The following is a 15,695-nucleotide window of genomic DNA, read 5'->3' on the forward strand; positions in this document are numbered from 1 at the left end:
TGGCCATCGCCACACTCCGGAGAGTGTACGCGCAGGTCAGGAGCCATGTCGCAGGAGAAGCGCCGGTCCTTCCCGAGCTGCGGGCGCGAGCTCGATGACCCGGCTCCCCGGGAGGCACGGGGGTCCTCCTGGGGAGCCGGAACGGCACGACAGGGAACACGGCAGAGAACACAAAGGCCCGGATCGTCAGGCGGAAATGCCGTCGATCCGGGCCATCGCATCCTCCGCGCCGTACGGCTGCAGGTACGGCAGCCAGCGCGGGTCCCTATGCCCCGTTCCGATGATGCGCCAGGCGAGCCCCGATGGCGGGGCGGGTTTGTGGCGCAGGCGCCAGCCGATCTCGACCAGGTGACGGTCGGCCTTGACGTGGTTGCAGCGACGGCACGACGCCACCACGTTGTCCCAGGCGTGCTGACCCCCGCGACTGCGCGGGATGACGTGGTCGACGCTGGTTGCGACGCCACCGCAGTACATGCACCGGCCGCCGTCCCGGGCGAACAGAGCTCGCCTGGTCAACGGAACGGGCCCCCGGTAAGGGACCCGCACGAACCTCTTCAGCCGGACCACGCTGGGTGCGGGGACAGTAACGGTTGCGCTGTGCATAAAGGCGCCGGATTCCTCGAGGGCGATTGCCTTGTTCTCAAGGACGAGGACGAGCGCGCGGCGGAGCGGTACGACGCCGAGTGGCTCGTACGACGCGTTGAGGACCAGGACATGCGGCACGGATGCCTCCTTGTACGCCGGCGGCGCGTGGCTCGCGCCGGGACGATCTGCAGTCAGTCTCTCCTCTTGCCTGGTGGAAGCGCCACCATGTCCCGGTAACGGGCTGGGAGTGTTTTCGACCACACCTTCTGTCATCCCCAGGTGAGGACCGTCTCTCCCCCGGACATTGCAACGATCGGCACACGATGCCCCGTTAGTGTGGTGGTTCTGCCCGCCGGCGCCTTCACGTGTCCCCAAGCCGCGGGCGGACCGCTACGCCTGGAGGTACCTGCCGTGTTCCCGACCGTCCTGTCGGCCACAGGATCCACCCCGTCGCCGTCCCCCTCGGCGACGACGGACCCGACGACCGCCACGCTCCAGAACGCCCAGCAGAGCGCGACCAACGCCGCGAGCTGGGTCGAGCAGAACTGGTCCACGTGGCTGGCGATCGGCCTGCGCGTGCTGCTGATCCTGGTGATCGCGGCGGTACTGAGAGTGGTGGTCCGGCGCGCGATCACCAAGCTCATAGACCGGATGAGCCGCACGGTCCAGGCGGTCGACGGCACGGCCCTCGGCGGTCTCCTGGTGAACGCCGAGCGCCGCCGCCAGCGCTCCCAGGCGATCGGCTCGGTCCTCCGCTCGGTCGCGTCCTTCCTCATCATGGGCACCGCCGCGCTGATGATCCTGGGCACGTTCCAGATCAATCTGGCGCCGCTGCTGGCCTCCGCCGGTGTCGCGGGCGTGGCGATCGGTTTCGGCGCGCGCAACCTGGTCACGGACTTCCTCTCCGGTGTCTTCATGATCCTGGAGGACCAGTACGGAGTCGGCGACACGATCGACGTGGGGGTCGCCTCCGGCGAGGTCATAGAGGTGGGCCTGCGCGTGACGAAGCTCCGCGGCGACAACGGCGAGATCTGGTACGTCCGCAACGGCGAGGTCAAGCGCGTCGGCAACCTCTCCCAGGGCTGGGCCACGGCCGGTGTCGACGTCACCGTCCGCTCCTCGGAGAACCTGGACCGCGTCCAGTCCGTGCTGTCCGAGGTCGCCGAGGCCATGAGCAAGGAAGAGCCTTGGAACGAGCGCCTCTGGGGCCCGATCGAGGTCCTTGGCCTGGACAGCGTCCTGCTCGACTCGATGGTCGTCCGCGTCTCGGCGAAAACGATGCCCGGCAAGGCGCTGAGCGTCGAACGCGAACTCCGCTGGCGCATCAAGCGCGCCTTCGACGCGGCGCACATCCGCATCGTGGGCGGCCCGGCGACGGCCCCGGAGGACGAGACCGCGGACCCCACGGAAAACGTCGCGGCCCCGTCGGCCCTCGGCAACCCGGCGTCCCCGCAGTCGGAGGCGACCACCCCGATCACCCCGGCGCCCGCGTCGATTCCGGCTCCGTCAACCGCTCCGAAGTAGGGGCGGCGGCGGTACGGACGAAGGGCGGCGCCCGGGTGTTCTGCTCCGGGGGCCGCCCCTCGTCCGTACGGCACCTTGACCGCCGTAACGGTTCAGCACACTCGTTCGAGTGAGAGGTCCGGACTTCGGGCTCCGTGCACCGTCCGGCCGCCCCATGGTTCTCCCGAGGCGGACGCCTCACGCCAGCACGACGAGGGGAACCTGTGATGGGCATTGTCTTCATCGCGACACCGGGCACAGAGCCCCTCCAGGACCCCATCGGCCTGCTGGCCACCCTGGAGAAAGCGGCCGCGGCACCGATGCGGCCGGAGTACGTCGCGGAGACGGTCATCGTCCCGCGAATGCCGGATGACGGACACAGCCACGGCGCCTGCGAGCTGAGCTTCCAGCTTCACTCCGCGGGAGTCGTCCATACGGGGATGGGAAACGGCTATCGCGTGGCCGACGAGAACGGCGACACCACGGCTCTGCTCATCCCGGACTTCTACGTCCGCCGCCGCAAAGCAACCGAGCTCGACGAGTCGTACCGCGAGACCCACAAGGGCTGGTACCCCATCGACATGATCGCGCTGGTCGGTGAGGTCACCTCCACCAACCACTGGACGGACACCGGCCCCAAGCTCCACACCTACGCCGCCGCAGGCGTCCCCGTCTACGTCCTGATCAACCGCAACGCGAAAACGGCCCACTGCTACACCGACCCGATCCCGCCCGGCGACGACGCCCCCACGGGGGCGTACTACGACTCCGAGATCAAGGTCGACCTGGGCCATCCGCTTCCGCTGCCCGCCCCGTATCCCGCGCTCGACACGGCCGCCTTCCTGGAGACGGCGGACTGACCCTCGGTCATGTCCCGCGGGGTCTCGCCGTACGGCCGGAAGCCGTCACCCGAACCAGCGGCGACGTCACGGTGCGCGGCGCGCACGATCTCACCGGCCTCACGGATGGCGCGCTCGCGTACGGCCGGGTCCGGGCTGCTGATGGCCTGCTCGGAAGCATGCAGGCGACGGGCCGTCTCGGGGTGCCGCTCGGTCTCGACCACGACGCCCCACCGCCGGTAGAACATCCGGATCGGTACGACGCTGTCCTCGTCGCCCGCCCGCACGAAGGCCCTCTGCAGGTCCTCGAAGAACTCGGGGAGCCGGGACGGCACGACCGTCGCCACGGCCTGCCGGAGGGCCGGAAGCGTGAGCTCGGGCCGGGGAATGAGCGGACCGTCCCCGTGCGCGTACGGCATGGTCATCGGCCGCCCTTTCCGCTCGCCCAGCGCCCTTTCGGCACGTGCCCACGCTAGCGCCGTTCCCGTCACTCCTCCGCGCCCGCGAACAGATCGGCTCGCCCCGCAAGGTCCCACTCCGCGTACACCGTCTTGCCGATGCTCCGGGGCTCGCTCCCCCAGCGATGAGCCAGCGCCCCGACGAGTAACAGCCCCCGTCCGAACTGATCGGTGCCCTCCGCCGCACGCGGGCACGGCAGCCGCTCGCCGCGCGGGTCGCTCACCTCGACCCGGAGTACGGAGTCGGTGGCCGTGATGCGTACGCGAATGAGGCGGTCCCGGAGGCTTCCGTGCAGCAGCGCGTTGGTCATCAGTTCGGAGACGACGAGGGCGACGTCTCCGGAGAGGGCGGGGTGCCCCCACTCCGTGACGAGCCGTGCGGCTCTGCGGCGGGCGAGGGTGACGCTGCGGGCGAGGGGGGTGTAGTCGAGACGGTCCTCGTGGAGGACGGGTGGGGCTTCGGTCATGGGGACACGCACCTCTCTGTGCGGTCTGGACCACCAAGCGGGCGACTCCGCTATGTGGCCTGTTGTGCACTGAAAGTAGTGGCCTGCTCTTCTCGGGGGCAATAAATTCGGGGAAGTTATTCCCCAAAGAGTGATGGCGGTCGACTCGGTGACCCTTGCGGGACAGACTGTGACCGTGAAGCGATCAACCCAACCCGCAGGCAACCGGGCATCAACTGTCCTTGGCCGCAGGCTCGGTGGTGAACTCCTGCGTTTGCGTGATGCGGCAGGCAAGACCCAGCAGCAGGCCGCCGAGTCCATCAATGCGACCGGCACCAAGATCGTGAAGATGGAGCGCGGCTGGGTGCCTATGCGAGACCCGGACATCCGGGTGCTGTGCGAGTTCTACGGCATCGAGGACCGCAAAGTCCTAGCCCGGCTCATGGAGCTGGCAAGGCTGGACCGCGAGCGTCGCAAGGCCAAGGGATGGTGGCAGCACTCACCGAACGCGGGAGCGCTGGCCGAGTACATCGCGATGGAGGACGTCGCCAGCAGGGTCCGCACCTGGCAACTCTCCCTGATCCCAGGCTTGTTCCAGACCGCTGAGTACGCACGCTCACTGGCCGTCAGCGATGGAGTGTGGGAGGACCCGGACGAGATCGAGCGCATCGTGGAGGTTCGCATGCGCCGCCAGGGACGCCTGCACGACGAACGTCCGCTCCAGGTGTACGCGGTCGTCTGGGAAGCGGCGCTACGGCAGTTGGTCGGCGGTCCGAACGTGATGCGCGCCCAGTTGGAGCATCTGTTGGACGTCGCGAAACTTCCGAACGTCCGCCTTCAGGTGCTCCCGTTCCATACGGGCGGGCACCCCTGCATCACAGGCCCGTTCAGTATCGTCTCGTTCGCGGAGACGGAAGCTGTCGACGTGGTGCACGTGGACACCATCGTCTCTACCGTATGGGTGGAGAACGAGCCCGAGAGCGCCACGTACAGCAGCTTCTTCGACCGGACGGCCCGCCTCAGCCTCTCCCAGCACGACGCCACTCTGCTCATCGAACGCATCCGCCAGGAGAACTGACCCGTGCCCGAGTTCAGCTTCATAAAGTCCAGCTACAGCAGTTCCGGTGGCGAATGCGTCGAAGTCGCCCGCAACATCCCCGGCACCATAGCCATCCGCGACTCCAAGTCCCCCGACGGTCCGATACTCCGCCTCACCCCGACCGCCTGGGCGCAGTTCACCACGTCAGGACCCATGCTCACCCGTCAGCCGGTCCGCTCACGCCCCGTCGCGTAGAACTTCCCCACATAGGCGCCAGAGGGCAAGTCGCTCTCCCGCATGAGCGAGAAGACCTCGGCCCCCTCCCCCGGCACCCCGTCCATCCGGAACGCCTCGGCGAAGCCGGTGTAGTCGGTGTCCTCCAGTGCCGCGCAGTACTCACCCGCCTCGGCCTCCGCTCGGCCGATGGCCTCGTCCAGGGAGCCGGCGGTCCAGAGGGTCACCCGCTCCTCGTAGACCTCCAGCTCACGATGGCGGAAGACACACCGAACGCCGTACCACGACAGCTCATCCACGAGCGGTCCCGGACTCCAGCCCGGTGGCCCTGGCTATTTGACACACCGCGACGAACGAGACCCCCTTGCCCAGCCCGGACACCCCCAAGAGTCCCTCCTCGTCCCGGACGTCGAGGACGACGTCCCCCGAGGGTGCGTCGAAGGACATCGATCCCCACACGGACTGCTTCCCCCGCCCGGGGCGCCACCGGAAGTGGATCTCCTCGTCGCCCTTCTCGGCGACGAGGAACGCCCGCTCCGATGTCGCCAGTTCCTCGCGGACCCGGTCCTGCCAGCCGTCCGAGACCAGTACCGGACGCAGTACGTGCGTCTGCCGATCGTCCAGGGCCGAGGCAGAGAGCGCGATGCCGGCCGCACCGGCCCGCCGCCGCAGCGACCACACTCCGAGGGCCGCCACCGGGAGCGTCAGGATCCCCCACACCAGAGGGCTGAAGACCACTTTCTGGCTCACGGATTCCCACGTGAAACCGTCGTTCCCGAGGTCGATGAAACTCATGGTGAGCGCCGGCGACACGCACCTGGCCGCGGCCGCGCGCCAGCACGCCATCAGCAGCTTCACGGGCTTCATGAGCTTCATGAGTGAGCCCCCGGGCAGACCAGGTCGTAGGCCTCGCGGAACCACTTGCCCTTCTCCGGCACGATCCCGCACTTCATCGAGGCCCCGCTGCTCCCGTACCACGAGGTGAGGCTGCCGTGGATCGGCGTGTCGGCGGAGCCGGAGCAGTCGAGGGCGAAGCTCGCCTCGACGACCCTGACTCCCGCAGCCACGAGAAACCGCCCGGGATGCCCCAGGAAGTCGATCGAGCCGAGACCGTCCTTCTCCAGCCGGGCGGACGTCGATTTCCCGGGCCTCCTGAAGGTCGGCGAGTCGTATCCGAGCCGCTTCTCCAGGGAGGCGAGGACGCGCTCCATCGGCACGCTGCCACCGCTCGCCTCGATACGGGACGTCACGGTCCGCACGTGGTGGGGCGAGAGCTTGACCCGTCCGAGCTCCTGGCCGTCCTCCACCGTCACGAGCTGCGACACGGCGATCAGCTTCGTGCCCACCGTCACCTTGCCCCACCGTATCGATGCCTTCGAGCAGGACGGCGAGGCGCTGGATGCCGCGGGCGTCACCCGGGAACGTTCCCCGGAAACCGAACGATTCTCGCCATCACCGCCCCCACAGGACACGGCGAAGGCCGCGACCAGACAGGTCGGCACAGCCCATGCCAAACGGTTCACCTTCATGCGGCGGATCATAAGAAGTGGAACCTGTGAGGGTGATGGCGGAGCACCTCGGCCGCCGTCACCCTGCGCGGCCAAGTCACCCTTCCCAAGGGGGCGCATCGTCACAAAGCCCTGCACCCTGCCCCACCCGCACACCGGTCGATCGTGACGAAGCCGTGATGGGCATGGGCCACGCTGCTGACGCACCGACACCGCACCTGCACCCGGGTTCCGCCAGCCGGGTATTCAACTCGCCTCAGCAGGGCGCCTCGTGGACTGCCGCCTCTCCGGAGATCAGCAGGGGCCTCGTACCGGAACGCGTAACGCTTGATCCCCTACACCATGACGCGAGACACGACCCTCGCGGGATCGCTGATCGACTGGGACTCGATCTGGAACGGCCGTTACGGTCCCTCAATGACGGCTATCGACACCGTCCTGGTCTCCGGCTCGTGGCGATTCCGAGCACCTGGGTTCCCCCGGCGGTCGGCAGCGTGGAACTCTTGGCGCACTCGAGGACCCCGCGAGTCGTGACGCGGACCGGGATTTTCCCCCCGGTGCGGATGCCCGCATGGCGCCGACCGGGGCTCGGCACGCGGAGGCGTAGATGGTTGTTCATGGCATCGTGCAGATCGCCGTTGGCATCCTGGTCATCCTCTCGGGAGTCCGTCTCGCCATCGAAGGCGACCACCGTGCCGCACGGGCGCTGAGACGCGGACGTGTCGTCACTGCACAGGTGACCGAGACCAAACCGGGCGGCACCACCATGTACCAGCCCTATACCGCCTATCCGCCGAGTCTGCGCCTGCGCTACGAGTTGGACGGCAAGACCCGGGAGGGGACCCTGTGGCTGGAGAAGTCCAAGCACACGCAGTACCAGGTCGGGCAGACACTGCAAGTCTGTGTGTCCGGGTCGCTTGTCAAGCACCTTCGCAGCACGCGCGAGGCGAATACGTATGGCAATCTCTGGGAGGCTGGCGGAGCTCTCTTGATCCTGGGCGGCCTGGCTGTGGCCGTCACTGGAATTGTGCTACTCATACGGAGAGCGTGACCGCACCCCCCGCGCGCTGGTACACCGGCTGACACGGCAGCTGTAGATAGCTCTGTCGGTGTTCATCGCGGCCGGTCAGTGGCGTGATGGGGGTGAGTGCGGGCATGTGGGCGGCCGTCCCGTCGCCGTGCACCTCACCTTCGCCACGTCCGCCGGGCACTGCCTGATCGACCGGCGCCTGTATTCACCAAGGAGTGGGCCGGCGACGAGGAGCGTCGCGAGCTGACCGGTGTTCCCGACGAGCTGTGCTTTGCGACCAAGCCGCAATTGGCGGCCCACATGCTCCGAGCCGCCTGCCTGCAGGGCATATCCGCCTCGTTCTTCCTGGGTGACGAGGCCCACGGAGGGCGGGACTTGCGTACCGCCTGCCGCGAGCTGGGCCTGGGCTACGTCGTGGGAGTGCGCTCCAACCACCAGGTCACCACCCCGGCCGCGAAACTGAGCGCGGCCAAGGCCGCCGTCCGGCTGCCGAAGCGGGCCTGGCAGCGGATGCGGACCGGCGCGGGGCAAAAGGGCGTACGCGACTACGACTGGGCGCTGATCGAGGTCACCCTGCCTGCAACGCGCCCGGCGGACCGCGCCGCAGCAGACGCGCTACCACCCGACCGTCCGAGAAACGGTGCTGGCTCTCAAGCGGCGCGAACGGGCCCGTAACAGCTCGCTGGCGCAGCCCCCAGCGACAACCCGACCCTCACCCAGCTCGGCTGAACGAACACACACCGCCCTCGCCGCCCCCAGGTAACGACTCTGTTGCCTCGGGGGCGGTTTCTCTTGACGCCCGTGCGGCCCCGGGCCTACCTTCCTCCCACCAAATAGGAAACTTTCCTAACAGTGATCTTGCGGTGGACCCGCCCACTCGGGGCCGACCCACGTGGACGCCCTCACCGGATCACTGGGAAGCTGGCAGTCGAGAAAGGCAGGTGTCGAGACCATGGCAGGATCCGCCGGTACGCCGGGCACCCCGCGCGTCCTGCGCGCCATGAACGACCGCGCCGCCCTCGATCTGCTGCTCGCGCACGGACCGCTCTCGCGGACCAGGATCGGGAAGCTCACCGGGCTGTCCAAGCCCACCGCCTCACAGCTCCTCGCACGGCTGGAAGCCGCCGGTCTCGTTCTGGCCACCGGTACGAGCGAGGGGCGCCCGGGTCCCAACGCCCAGTTGTACGCGGTCAATCCGGGCGCGGCGTACGCGGCGGGCCTGGATGTCACCCCGGAGCGTATCCTCGCCGCCGTCGCCGATGTCACCGGGCGGACCGTGGGCGAGTACGAGCTGCCCACCCCCGGGCGGCGCCCCGCACGGCCCGTCGTACGCCAGGTCACCGATGCCCTCGACGGCGCGGTGAAGGCGGCGGGGCTGGCCCGCGACGACATCCACCGGCTCGTCATCGGCACACCCGGCGCCTTCGACCCCAACACCGGACGACTGCGGTACGCCTCCCACCTGCCCGGCTGGCACTCCCCCAGCCTTCTCGACGAGCTCGCGGCCGCGCTGCCCATGCCGGTCGAGTACGAGAACGACGTCAATCTCGTGGCCATCGCCGAGCAGCGGCTCGGGGCGGCACGGGGGCACGAGGACTTCGTACTGCTGTGGAACGAAGGGGGCCTCGGCGCCGCTCTCGTCCTCGGCGGGCGGCTGCACCGCGGGTGGACCGGCGGCGCGGGCGAGGTCGGCTTCCTGCCGGTGCCCGGCGCGCCCCTCGTGCGCCAGGTGACCAAGGCCAACAGTGGTGGTTACCAGGAGCTCGCCGGTTCCCAGGCCATCCCCAAGCTCGCCCGCGAGCTGGGCATCCAGCCGGTGCCGACCGGACCGTACACCGAGGTGGCCGCCGCCCTCGTCGAGCAGGCCGCCCGCATCAACGAGGGGCCGCATCTGCGGCTCCTGGAGACGTACGCGACCGGTCTCGCCACCGGTCTCGCCTCACTCGTCTCCGTGCTCGACCCCGAACTCGTCGTGCTCAGCGGCGCCTCGCTCACCACCGGCGGTGAACCGCTGCGCGCCCTGGTGCAGGCCGAGCTGGAGGAGCTGGCCGCCTCCCGGCCACGCCTCGTGGTCGGCGATGTACACGAACACCCCGTGCTGCGCGGCGCGTTGGAGAGCGCGCTGGCGGCCACCCGCGACGAGGTCTTCGACACCTCTCGCTGAGTCCAGCCCTACCGCCGTTCACCATGCGTCACCACCCGGTCATCACCGTCACCCTCTGTCGCCCCCATTCGCCCCCCTTCGCCTCAGTCCTGTCCTAGGGAGACCCCGTCATGCCCGAAGTCATCCCCGAAGTGGTCCGAAAGACGGCTCTGGCCCTCACCGCCTCCGTCGCCCTCCTCGCCACCGCCTGTACCGGCCAGTCGTCCTCGGGTGCGAGCGACGACGCCTCCAAGGACACGACGATCAACTTCTGGCACGCCTGGAGCGCGCCCGGTGAGGTCGCGGCCGTGAAGTCCCTGATCGCGGGCTTCGAGAAGGCGCACCCCAACATCCACGTCAACACCGTCGCCAACATGACCGACGACAAGATCAATCAGGCGTTGCGCTCCGGCGGCGACAGGGCTCCCGACGTGATCTCCTCGTTCACCACCAACAACGTGGGCAAGTTCTGCTCCTCCGGCGCGCTCGTCGATCTCAACCCCTTCTTCAAGAAGGCGGACATCGACCCGGCGACGACGTTCCCCAAGACGATGAACCAGTACACCCAGTTCGACGGCAACCGCTGTTCGGTTCCGCTGCTCGGTGACGCGTACGGCCTCTACTACAACAAGAACGAGTTCGAGAAGGCCGGGATCGCCGGCCCCCCGAAGACCTGGTCCGAATTCGAGGCGGACGCCAAGAAGCTCACCATCTCCCAGGGCGACTCCTACTCCCAGCTCGGCTTCATGCCGAACTACCACGGCTGGGAGACCACCACCGAGCACTACTTCGGCCAGTTCTCCCCGACGTACTTCGCCAGCAGCGGCAAGTCGAACATCGCCAAGGACCCCGCTTTCACCGCCGGATTCACCCTCCAGAAGAAGCTCGTCGACGAACTCGGCGGTTACCAGAAGCTGGAGAAGTACCGCTCCAAGCTCGGCGACGAATGGGGACCCAAGCACCCCTTCCACACCGGCCAGGTCGCCATGCAGCTGGACGGCGAGTGGCGGCTCGGCATGGCCGAGGACACCAAGCCGAACTTCGAGATCGGCGTCGCCCCGCTGCCCGTGCCCGACGACCAGGCGGACCAGTACGGCAAGGGCTACATCACCGGCACCATCGCGGGCATCGCGGCCACCAGCAAGAAGCAGAACGCGGCCTGGGAACTGGTCAAATACATGACCACGGACACGGACGCGGTGGTCGGCTTCGCCAACGGCATCCACAATGTGCCCTCCACGCTCGCGGCGCTCAAGTCGCCGAAGCTGAAGTACGACCCGCGCTTCAAGACGTTCCTGGACATCGCGTCGAACCCGAACTCGACGACGACTCCCGCGTCCATCAACGGCGGTACGTACCTCGTGACGATCCAGCAGTTCGGATACGACTACGAGAGCGGCAAGGTGAAGGATCTGAAGGCGGGCCTGGAAAGCTCCGCCCAGCAGATCGACACGGACATCGCGCAGGCGAAGTAGCCCGACATGAGCGCCACATACACACTGCGCGCCAAGCGCCGCCGGGCGGCGCTGAAAACGGCCGCCTTCATGTCGCCCTGGCTGATCGGCTTCGCGGTCTTCTTCGCGTATCCGCTGCTCTCGACCCTCTATTTCTCGTTCATGCACTACGACGGCTTCAAACCGCCGACGTGGAGCGGAACGAAGAACTGGACGTACGTCTTCGAGCACTATCCGCTGTTCTGGCCCGCGTTGCGCAACACCCTGTGGCTGGTGCTGGTCATGGTCAGCCTGCGGGTCGTCTTCGGACTCGGCGTGGGCCTGCTGATCACGAAGATAAAGACGGGCACGGGTGTCTTCCGCACCCTCTTCTATCTCCCCTACCTCGCCCCGCCCGTCGCCGCCACGATGGCCTTCGCCTTCCTCCTCAACCCCGGTACGGGGCCGGTCAACTCGATCCTGGAGAAGGTCGGCATCCCGGCCCCCGGCTGGTTCAACGACCCCGCCTGGTCCAAGCCGGCCCTCACCCTGCTCGCCCTGTGGGGCATCGGCGACCTGATGGTCATCTTCATGGCCGCGCTGCTCGACGTACCGACGGAGCAGTACGAGGCCGCCGAGCTGGACGGCGCCTCGGCGTGGCAGCGGTTCCGGTACGTCACGCTGCCGAACATCTCGCCGATCGTGATGTTCGCCGTGGTCACCGGCGTGATCCAGGCCATGCAGTGCTACACGCAGCCACTCATCGCCGGGAAGGTCGCGTCGGGCGTCATCCAGGGCGCCGGTACGCAGTTCGAGCCCGGCTACCCCGACAAGTCGACGCTCACCCTGCCGCAACTCGTCTACAACCTCGGCTTCCAACGCTTCGACTACGGCTCCGCCTGTGTGGTCGCGCTCGTGCTGTTCGCCCTGTCCATGGTGTTCACCGCGTTCCTGATGCGGCGCCGGGGCGGTCTCATCCAGGCAGGTGACTGACACCCATGACACAAGTACTCGACAAGCCCGTGGAGTTGCGGGCTCCGGTCTCGCCCGCCGAGCGCACCGCCCGCCGCAGGGCGCTCCTGGAGTGGGTCGCGATCCACGCCCTCGGCGTCGCCGCCGCCCTCTTCTTCGTCCTCCCCTTCGTCTTCGTCTTCCTGACCTCCCTGATGAGCGACTCGCAGGCACTCAGCCGCGATCTGATCCCGCACACCTGGGAGTGGGGCAACTACAAGAAGGTCTTCGACACCCCCGGCTTCCTCACCTGGTGGAAGAACACCCTGCTGTACGCCGGCGCCGGCACCGTCCTGACGGTCGTGTCGTCGATCCCGGTCGCCTACGCGCTGGCCAAGTTCCGCTTCCGCGGCCAGAACCTGTCGCTGATGCTGGTCATCTCGATGATGATGCTGCCGCCGCAGGTCGTCATCATTCCGATGTACCTCTTCTGGGCGAAACAACTGGACCTGTCCGGCACGTTGTGGCCGCTGATCATCCCGATGGCCTTCGGCGACGCGTTCACCATCTTCCTGCTCCGCCAGTTCCTGATGACCATCCCGAACGAGTACCTCGACGCGGCGAAGGTCGACGGCTGCGGCGACCTGCGGACACTGCTGAAAATCGTGCTGCCGATGGCGAAGCCCGGGATCGCCGCCGTGGCCCTCTTCCAGTTCTTCTACGCCTGGAACGACTACTTCGGCCCGCAGATCTACACCTCCGAGAACCCCGGCGCCTGGACGCTCTCCTACGGCCTGGAGTCGTTCAAGGGCGCACACCACACCGACTGGAACCTCACCATGGCCGCGACCGTACTGGTCATGGCCCCCGTGATCCTCGTGTTCTTCTTCGCGCAGAAGGCGTTCGTCGAGGGCGTCACGCTCACCGGAGTGAAGGGTTGACACAGATGCTGCGTTTCCCCGGGGGACAACCCCCGGACCCCCGGCCGAACAGCCTCGACGTCCCCAGCACCCCGAAGCGAGGGAACCTCCAGTGAAACTCACCGTGGTCGGCGGAGGGTCGACCTACACCCCCGAACTCATCGACGGCTTCGCCCGGTTGCGGGACACCCTGCCCATCGGGGAACTGGTCCTCGTCGACCCGGCCGCCGACCGTCTGGAGCTGGTGGGCGGCCTGGCCCGACGCATCTTCGCCCGGCAGGGACACCCCGGCCGGATCGTCACCACCGCCGACCTGGACGCGGGGGTCGAGGGCGCCGACGCCGTACTCCTCCAGCTGCGCGTCGGCGGCCAGGCGGCCCGCGAGCAGGACGAGACCTGGCCGCTGGAGTGCGGCTGCATCGGCCAGGAGACGACGGGCGCCGGCGGCCTGGCGAAGGCGCTGCGCACCGTGCCCGTGGTGCTGGACATCGCCGAACGGGTCCGCCGCGCCAACCCCGACGCATGGATCATCGACTTCACCAACCCGGTCGGGATCGTGACACGCGCGCTGCTCCAGGCGGGCCACAGGACGGTCGGGCTGTGCAACGTGGCGATCGGCTTCCAGCGCAAGTTCGCCGGAATGCTCGGGGTCGCCCCCGTGGACGTCCATCTGGACCATGTGGGCCTCAACCACCTCAGCTGGGAGACCGGGGCGCGCCTCGGCGGCCCCGAGGGCGAGAACGTCCTGCCGAAGCTGCTGGCCGAGCACGGCGACGCGATCGCCGACGACCTGCGCCTGCCGCGCACGCTGGTCGACCGCCTGGGCGTGGTCCCCTCCTACTACCTGCGCTACTACTACGCGCACGACGAGGTCGTACGAGAGCTGCGCACCAAGCCGTCGCGGGCCGCGGAGGTCGCCGCGATGGAGCGGGAGCTGCTGAAGATGTACGGCGATCCGGCGCTCGACGAGAAGCCGGAGCTGCTCGCCAAGCGCGGCGGCGCGTACTACTCCGAGGCGGCCGTCGATCTCGCCGCCGCGCTGCTCGGCGGGGGAGGGAGCCCCTACCAGGTGGTGAACACGTACAACAAGGGCACCTTGCCGTTCCTGCCGGACGACGCCGTGATCGAGGTGCAGGCGGCGGTCGGTCCGCACGGCCCGACCCCCCTGTCGGTGCCGCCGGTCGATCCCCTGTACGCGGGGCTGATGGCGGCCGTGACGGCGTACGAGGACCTGGCGTTGGAGGCTGCCTTGCGCGGAGGCCGGGACCGGGTCTTCCGGGCCCTCCTCGCCCACCCTCTCATCGGCCAGTACGCGTACGCCGACGCCCTCACCGACCAACTGATCGCGCACAACCGGGAGCACCTCGCGTGGGTATGACGTCAACGGGACCCGGCGCCGGGACGGCCGCCGGATCCGGCCCCGCGGGTCTGGTGCTCGCCATCGACGCGGGGAACAGCAAGACCGACGTCGCGGTGGTGTCCGCGGACGGGCGGGTGATCGGCACCGCGCGCGGGGGCGGATTCCGGCCCCCGGCGGTCGGGATCGAGGCGGCGGTGGATGCGGTCGCCGACGCCGTACGGCGGGCCTTCGCCGAGGCGGACGTCACCTCGGTCGAGCATGTCTCCGCCTGCCTCGCCAACGCGGACTTCCCCATTGAGGAGGAGCAGTTGGCGGCCGCGCTGCGCGCACGCGCGTGGGGCACGTGCGTGGAGGTGCGCAACGACACCTTCGCGATCCTGCGCGCCGGGATCGCCGAGCCGCGCGGAGTCGCCGTCGTCTGTGGGGCCGGTATCAACTGCGTCGGCACGCGGCCCGACGGCCGCACCGCCCGCTTCCCGGCGATCGGCCGTATCTCCGGGGACTGGGGTGGCGGTTGGGGGCTGGCGGAGGAGGCCCTGTGGTACGCGGCCCGGGCGGAGGACGGCCGCGGCGGCCCGACGGCCCTCGCCCGCACCCTCCCCGCCCACTTCGGTCTCGACTCGATGTATGCCCTGATCGAGGCGCTGCACCTGGAACACATCGGGCACGCACGCCGCCATGAACTCACGCCGGTCCTCTTCGCCACGGCGGTGGACGGTGACCCGGTGGCCTGCGCGATCGTCGACCGGCTCGCGGACGAGGTGGTCGTCATGGCGACTGTCGCCCTCACCCGCCTGGATCTGTTGGAGGAGGAAACCCCGGTCCTCCTCGGCGGCAGCATCCTCGCCGCGCGCCATCCCCAACTCGACGACCGCATCCGCGAACTGCTGTCCGACCGAGCCCCCAAGGCGGTTCCCCGAGTGGTGACGGCCAGGCCCATACTGGGTGCGGCGTTGCTCGGGCTCGATCACGTGGTGGCGGAGGAGGAGGTTCACGCGCGCTTGCGGGCGCACTTCGGGGGATGACAACAACGTCTCTCCGTACCACGCCTGCTGTGGCTCCGCGCCGGGCGCGTCTGGTTGGTGGTGGGGCGGAACCGTTCCACGCCGAATCACGTGTTCAAAGGCAGCCCTATGACAGGGGAGCCCGTCATGCCCTCTGGCGCAGGATGATTGGCTCCACGGTCCGAACTGGTCCGAACAAGATCGAGTGAATGCCTGTGCGGATGTCGGTCTCTGCGGCGATA

The 15,695-nt window shown here is 68.6% G+C and carries 18 protein-coding genes; 12 read left to right on the top strand and 6 right to left on the bottom strand.

Annotated elements, in window-relative coordinates; all coding sequences use genetic code 11:
- Positions 1-186: 186 nt before the first annotated feature.
- The gene (locus tag OG747_RS14800) at positions 187-723 is read right to left on the bottom strand and encodes an HNH endonuclease (RefSeq protein WP_405879789.1); all 537 of its coding nucleotides are present in this window, start codon (positions 721-723) and stop codon (positions 187-189) included.
- Between the two features lie 273 nt (positions 724-996).
- On the opposite strand from OG747_RS14800, the gene OG747_RS14805 reads away from it, so the two are divergent.
- Positions 997-2,109 (top strand): mechanosensitive ion channel domain-containing protein, encoded by a 1,113-nt coding sequence (locus tag OG747_RS14805; protein ID WP_405879790.1) that lies wholly within the window; start codon positions 997-999, stop codon positions 2,107-2,109.
- 206 nt (positions 2,110-2,315) lie between these two features.
- On the top strand, positions 2,316-2,948 hold the full coding sequence (locus tag OG747_RS14810) for a Uma2 family endonuclease (protein WP_405879791.1): 633 nt from the start codon (positions 2,316-2,318) through the stop codon (positions 2,946-2,948).
- Here the strand turns inward: OG747_RS14810 and OG747_RS14815 are convergent.
- Together OG747_RS14815 and OG747_RS14820 are read right to left on the bottom strand one after the other, a co-directional pair.
- Positions 2,849-3,352: a hypothetical protein gene (locus OG747_RS14815; protein WP_405879792.1), complete on the bottom strand. Its 504-nt coding sequence runs from the start codon at positions 3,350-3,352 to the stop codon at positions 2,849-2,851. The genes OG747_RS14810 and OG747_RS14815 overlap by 100 nt on opposite strands.
- Positions 3,353-3,414: 62 nt before the next feature.
- Positions 3,415-3,852 carry an ATP-binding protein gene (locus tag OG747_RS14820; protein WP_405879793.1) on the bottom strand — a complete coding sequence of 146 codons (438 nt, stop codon included), beginning with the start codon at positions 3,850-3,852 and terminating at the stop codon, positions 3,415-3,417.
- 133 nt (positions 3,853-3,985) lie between these two features.
- Here OG747_RS14820 and OG747_RS14825 point away from each other — a divergent pair, with 133 nt between their 5' ends.
- Together OG747_RS14825 and OG747_RS14830 are read left to right on the top strand one after the other, a co-directional pair.
- On the top strand, positions 3,986-4,909 hold the full coding sequence (locus OG747_RS14825; protein WP_405879794.1) for a helix-turn-helix domain-containing protein: 924 nt from the start codon (positions 3,986-3,988) through the stop codon (positions 4,907-4,909).
- A 3-nt stretch (positions 4,910-4,912) separates the two neighbouring features.
- Positions 4,913-5,125: a DUF397 domain-containing protein gene (locus tag OG747_RS14830; RefSeq protein ID WP_405879795.1), complete on the top strand. Its 213-nt coding sequence runs from the start codon at positions 4,913-4,915 to the stop codon at positions 5,123-5,125.
- On the opposite strand, the gene OG747_RS14835 is transcribed toward OG747_RS14830, so the two are convergent.
- From OG747_RS14835 to OG747_RS14845, 3 genes are read right to left on the bottom strand one after another with little or no spacing between them, the layout of a single operon-like run.
- Positions 5,095-5,403, bottom strand: coding sequence for a hypothetical protein (locus OG747_RS14835; RefSeq protein ID WP_405879796.1), 309 nt, complete (start codon positions 5,401-5,403; stop codon positions 5,095-5,097). The genes OG747_RS14830 and OG747_RS14835 overlap by 31 nt on opposite strands.
- Complete coding sequence (locus OG747_RS14840; protein WP_405879797.1) at positions 5,396-5,980, bottom strand: hypothetical protein; 585 nt, start codon at positions 5,978-5,980, stop codon at positions 5,396-5,398. The genes OG747_RS14835 and OG747_RS14840 overlap by 8 nt, the downstream gene beginning before the upstream one ends.
- Positions 5,977-6,456 carry a hypothetical protein gene (locus OG747_RS14845; RefSeq protein WP_405879798.1) on the bottom strand — a complete coding sequence of 160 codons (480 nt, stop codon included), beginning with the start codon at positions 6,454-6,456 and terminating at the stop codon, positions 5,977-5,979. Before OG747_RS14845 ends, OG747_RS14840 begins: the two co-directional genes overlap by 4 nt.
- A gap of 763 nt (positions 6,457-7,219) precedes the next feature.
- On the opposite strand from OG747_RS14845, the gene OG747_RS14850 reads away from it, so the two are divergent.
- From OG747_RS14850 to OG747_RS14885, 8 genes are all read left to right on the top strand, one after another.
- Positions 7,220-7,663 carry a DUF3592 domain-containing protein gene (locus tag OG747_RS14850; RefSeq protein WP_405879799.1) on the top strand — a complete coding sequence of 148 codons (444 nt, stop codon included), beginning with the start codon at positions 7,220-7,222 and terminating at the stop codon, positions 7,661-7,663.
- 96 nt (positions 7,664-7,759) lie between these two features.
- On the top strand, positions 7,760-8,317 hold the full coding sequence (locus tag OG747_RS14855) for a transposase (RefSeq protein WP_405879800.1): 558 nt from the start codon (positions 7,760-7,762) through the stop codon (positions 8,315-8,317).
- Positions 8,318-8,594: 277 nt separating this feature from the next.
- Positions 8,595-9,806: an ROK family transcriptional regulator gene (locus OG747_RS14860; protein ID WP_405879801.1), complete on the top strand. Its 1,212-nt coding sequence runs from the start codon at positions 8,595-8,597 to the stop codon at positions 9,804-9,806.
- 110 nt (positions 9,807-9,916) lie between these two features.
- The gene (locus OG747_RS14865; RefSeq protein ID WP_405879802.1) at positions 9,917-11,260 is read left to right on the top strand and encodes an ABC transporter substrate-binding protein; all 1,344 of its coding nucleotides are present in this window, start codon (positions 9,917-9,919) and stop codon (positions 11,258-11,260) included.
- A 6-nt stretch (positions 11,261-11,266) separates the two neighbouring features.
- The gene (locus OG747_RS14870; protein WP_405879803.1) at positions 11,267-12,211 is read left to right on the top strand and encodes a carbohydrate ABC transporter permease; all 945 of its coding nucleotides are present in this window, start codon (positions 11,267-11,269) and stop codon (positions 12,209-12,211) included.
- A gap of 5 nt (positions 12,212-12,216) precedes the next feature.
- On the top strand, positions 12,217-13,110 hold the full coding sequence (locus OG747_RS14875) for a carbohydrate ABC transporter permease (RefSeq protein ID WP_405879805.1): 894 nt from the start codon (positions 12,217-12,219) through the stop codon (positions 13,108-13,110).
- A 91-nt stretch (positions 13,111-13,201) separates the two neighbouring features.
- On the top strand, positions 13,202-14,467 hold the full coding sequence (locus OG747_RS14880; RefSeq protein WP_405879806.1) for a 6-phospho-beta-glucosidase: 1,266 nt from the start codon (positions 13,202-13,204) through the stop codon (positions 14,465-14,467).
- Positions 14,464-15,474 (top strand): N-acetylglucosamine kinase, encoded by a 1,011-nt coding sequence (locus OG747_RS14885; protein WP_405885542.1) that lies wholly within the window; start codon positions 14,464-14,466, stop codon positions 15,472-15,474. The genes OG747_RS14880 and OG747_RS14885 overlap by 4 nt, the downstream gene beginning before the upstream one ends.
- The last annotated feature ends 221 nt before the right edge of the window (positions 15,475-15,695 follow it).

The sequence above is a fragment of the Streptomyces sp. NBC_01384 genome (genome assembly GCF_045040035.1).
In the GTDB taxonomy this organism is placed as follows: Bacteria; Actinomycetota; Actinomycetes; order Streptomycetales; family Streptomycetaceae; genus Streptomyces.

Bases quoted from the DNA above. Each gene is read 5' to 3' on its own strand.
- OG747_RS14810 (WP_405879791.1), top strand. From the start codon at position 2,316: ATGGGCATTGTCTTCATCGCGACACCGGGCACAGAGCCCCTCCAGGAC.
- OG747_RS14815 (WP_405879792.1), bottom strand. From the start codon at position 3,352: ATGACCATGCCGTACGCGCACGGGGACGGTCCGCTCATTCCCCGGCCC.
- OG747_RS14820 (WP_405879793.1), bottom strand. From the start codon at position 3,852: ATGACCGAAGCCCCACCCGTCCTCCACGAGGACCGTCTCGACTACACC.
- OG747_RS14825 (WP_405879794.1), top strand. From the start codon at position 3,986: ATGGCGGTCGACTCGGTGACCCTTGCGGGACAGACTGTGACCGTGAAG.
- OG747_RS14840 (WP_405879797.1), bottom strand. From the start codon at position 5,980: ATGAAGCTCATGAAGCCCGTGAAGCTGCTGATGGCGTGCTGGCGCGCG.
- OG747_RS14850 (WP_405879799.1), top strand. From the start codon at position 7,220: ATGGTTGTTCATGGCATCGTGCAGATCGCCGTTGGCATCCTGGTCATC.
- OG747_RS14860 (WP_405879801.1), top strand. From the start codon at position 8,595: ATGGCAGGATCCGCCGGTACGCCGGGCACCCCGCGCGTCCTGCGCGCC.
- OG747_RS14865 (WP_405879802.1), top strand. From the start codon at position 9,917: ATGCCCGAAGTCATCCCCGAAGTGGTCCGAAAGACGGCTCTGGCCCTC.
- OG747_RS14870 (WP_405879803.1), top strand. From the start codon at position 11,267: ATGAGCGCCACATACACACTGCGCGCCAAGCGCCGCCGGGCGGCGCTG.
- OG747_RS14875 (WP_405879805.1), top strand. From the start codon at position 12,217: ATGACACAAGTACTCGACAAGCCCGTGGAGTTGCGGGCTCCGGTCTCG.
- OG747_RS14885 (WP_405885542.1), top strand. From the start codon at position 14,464: ATGACGTCAACGGGACCCGGCGCCGGGACGGCCGCCGGATCCGGCCCC.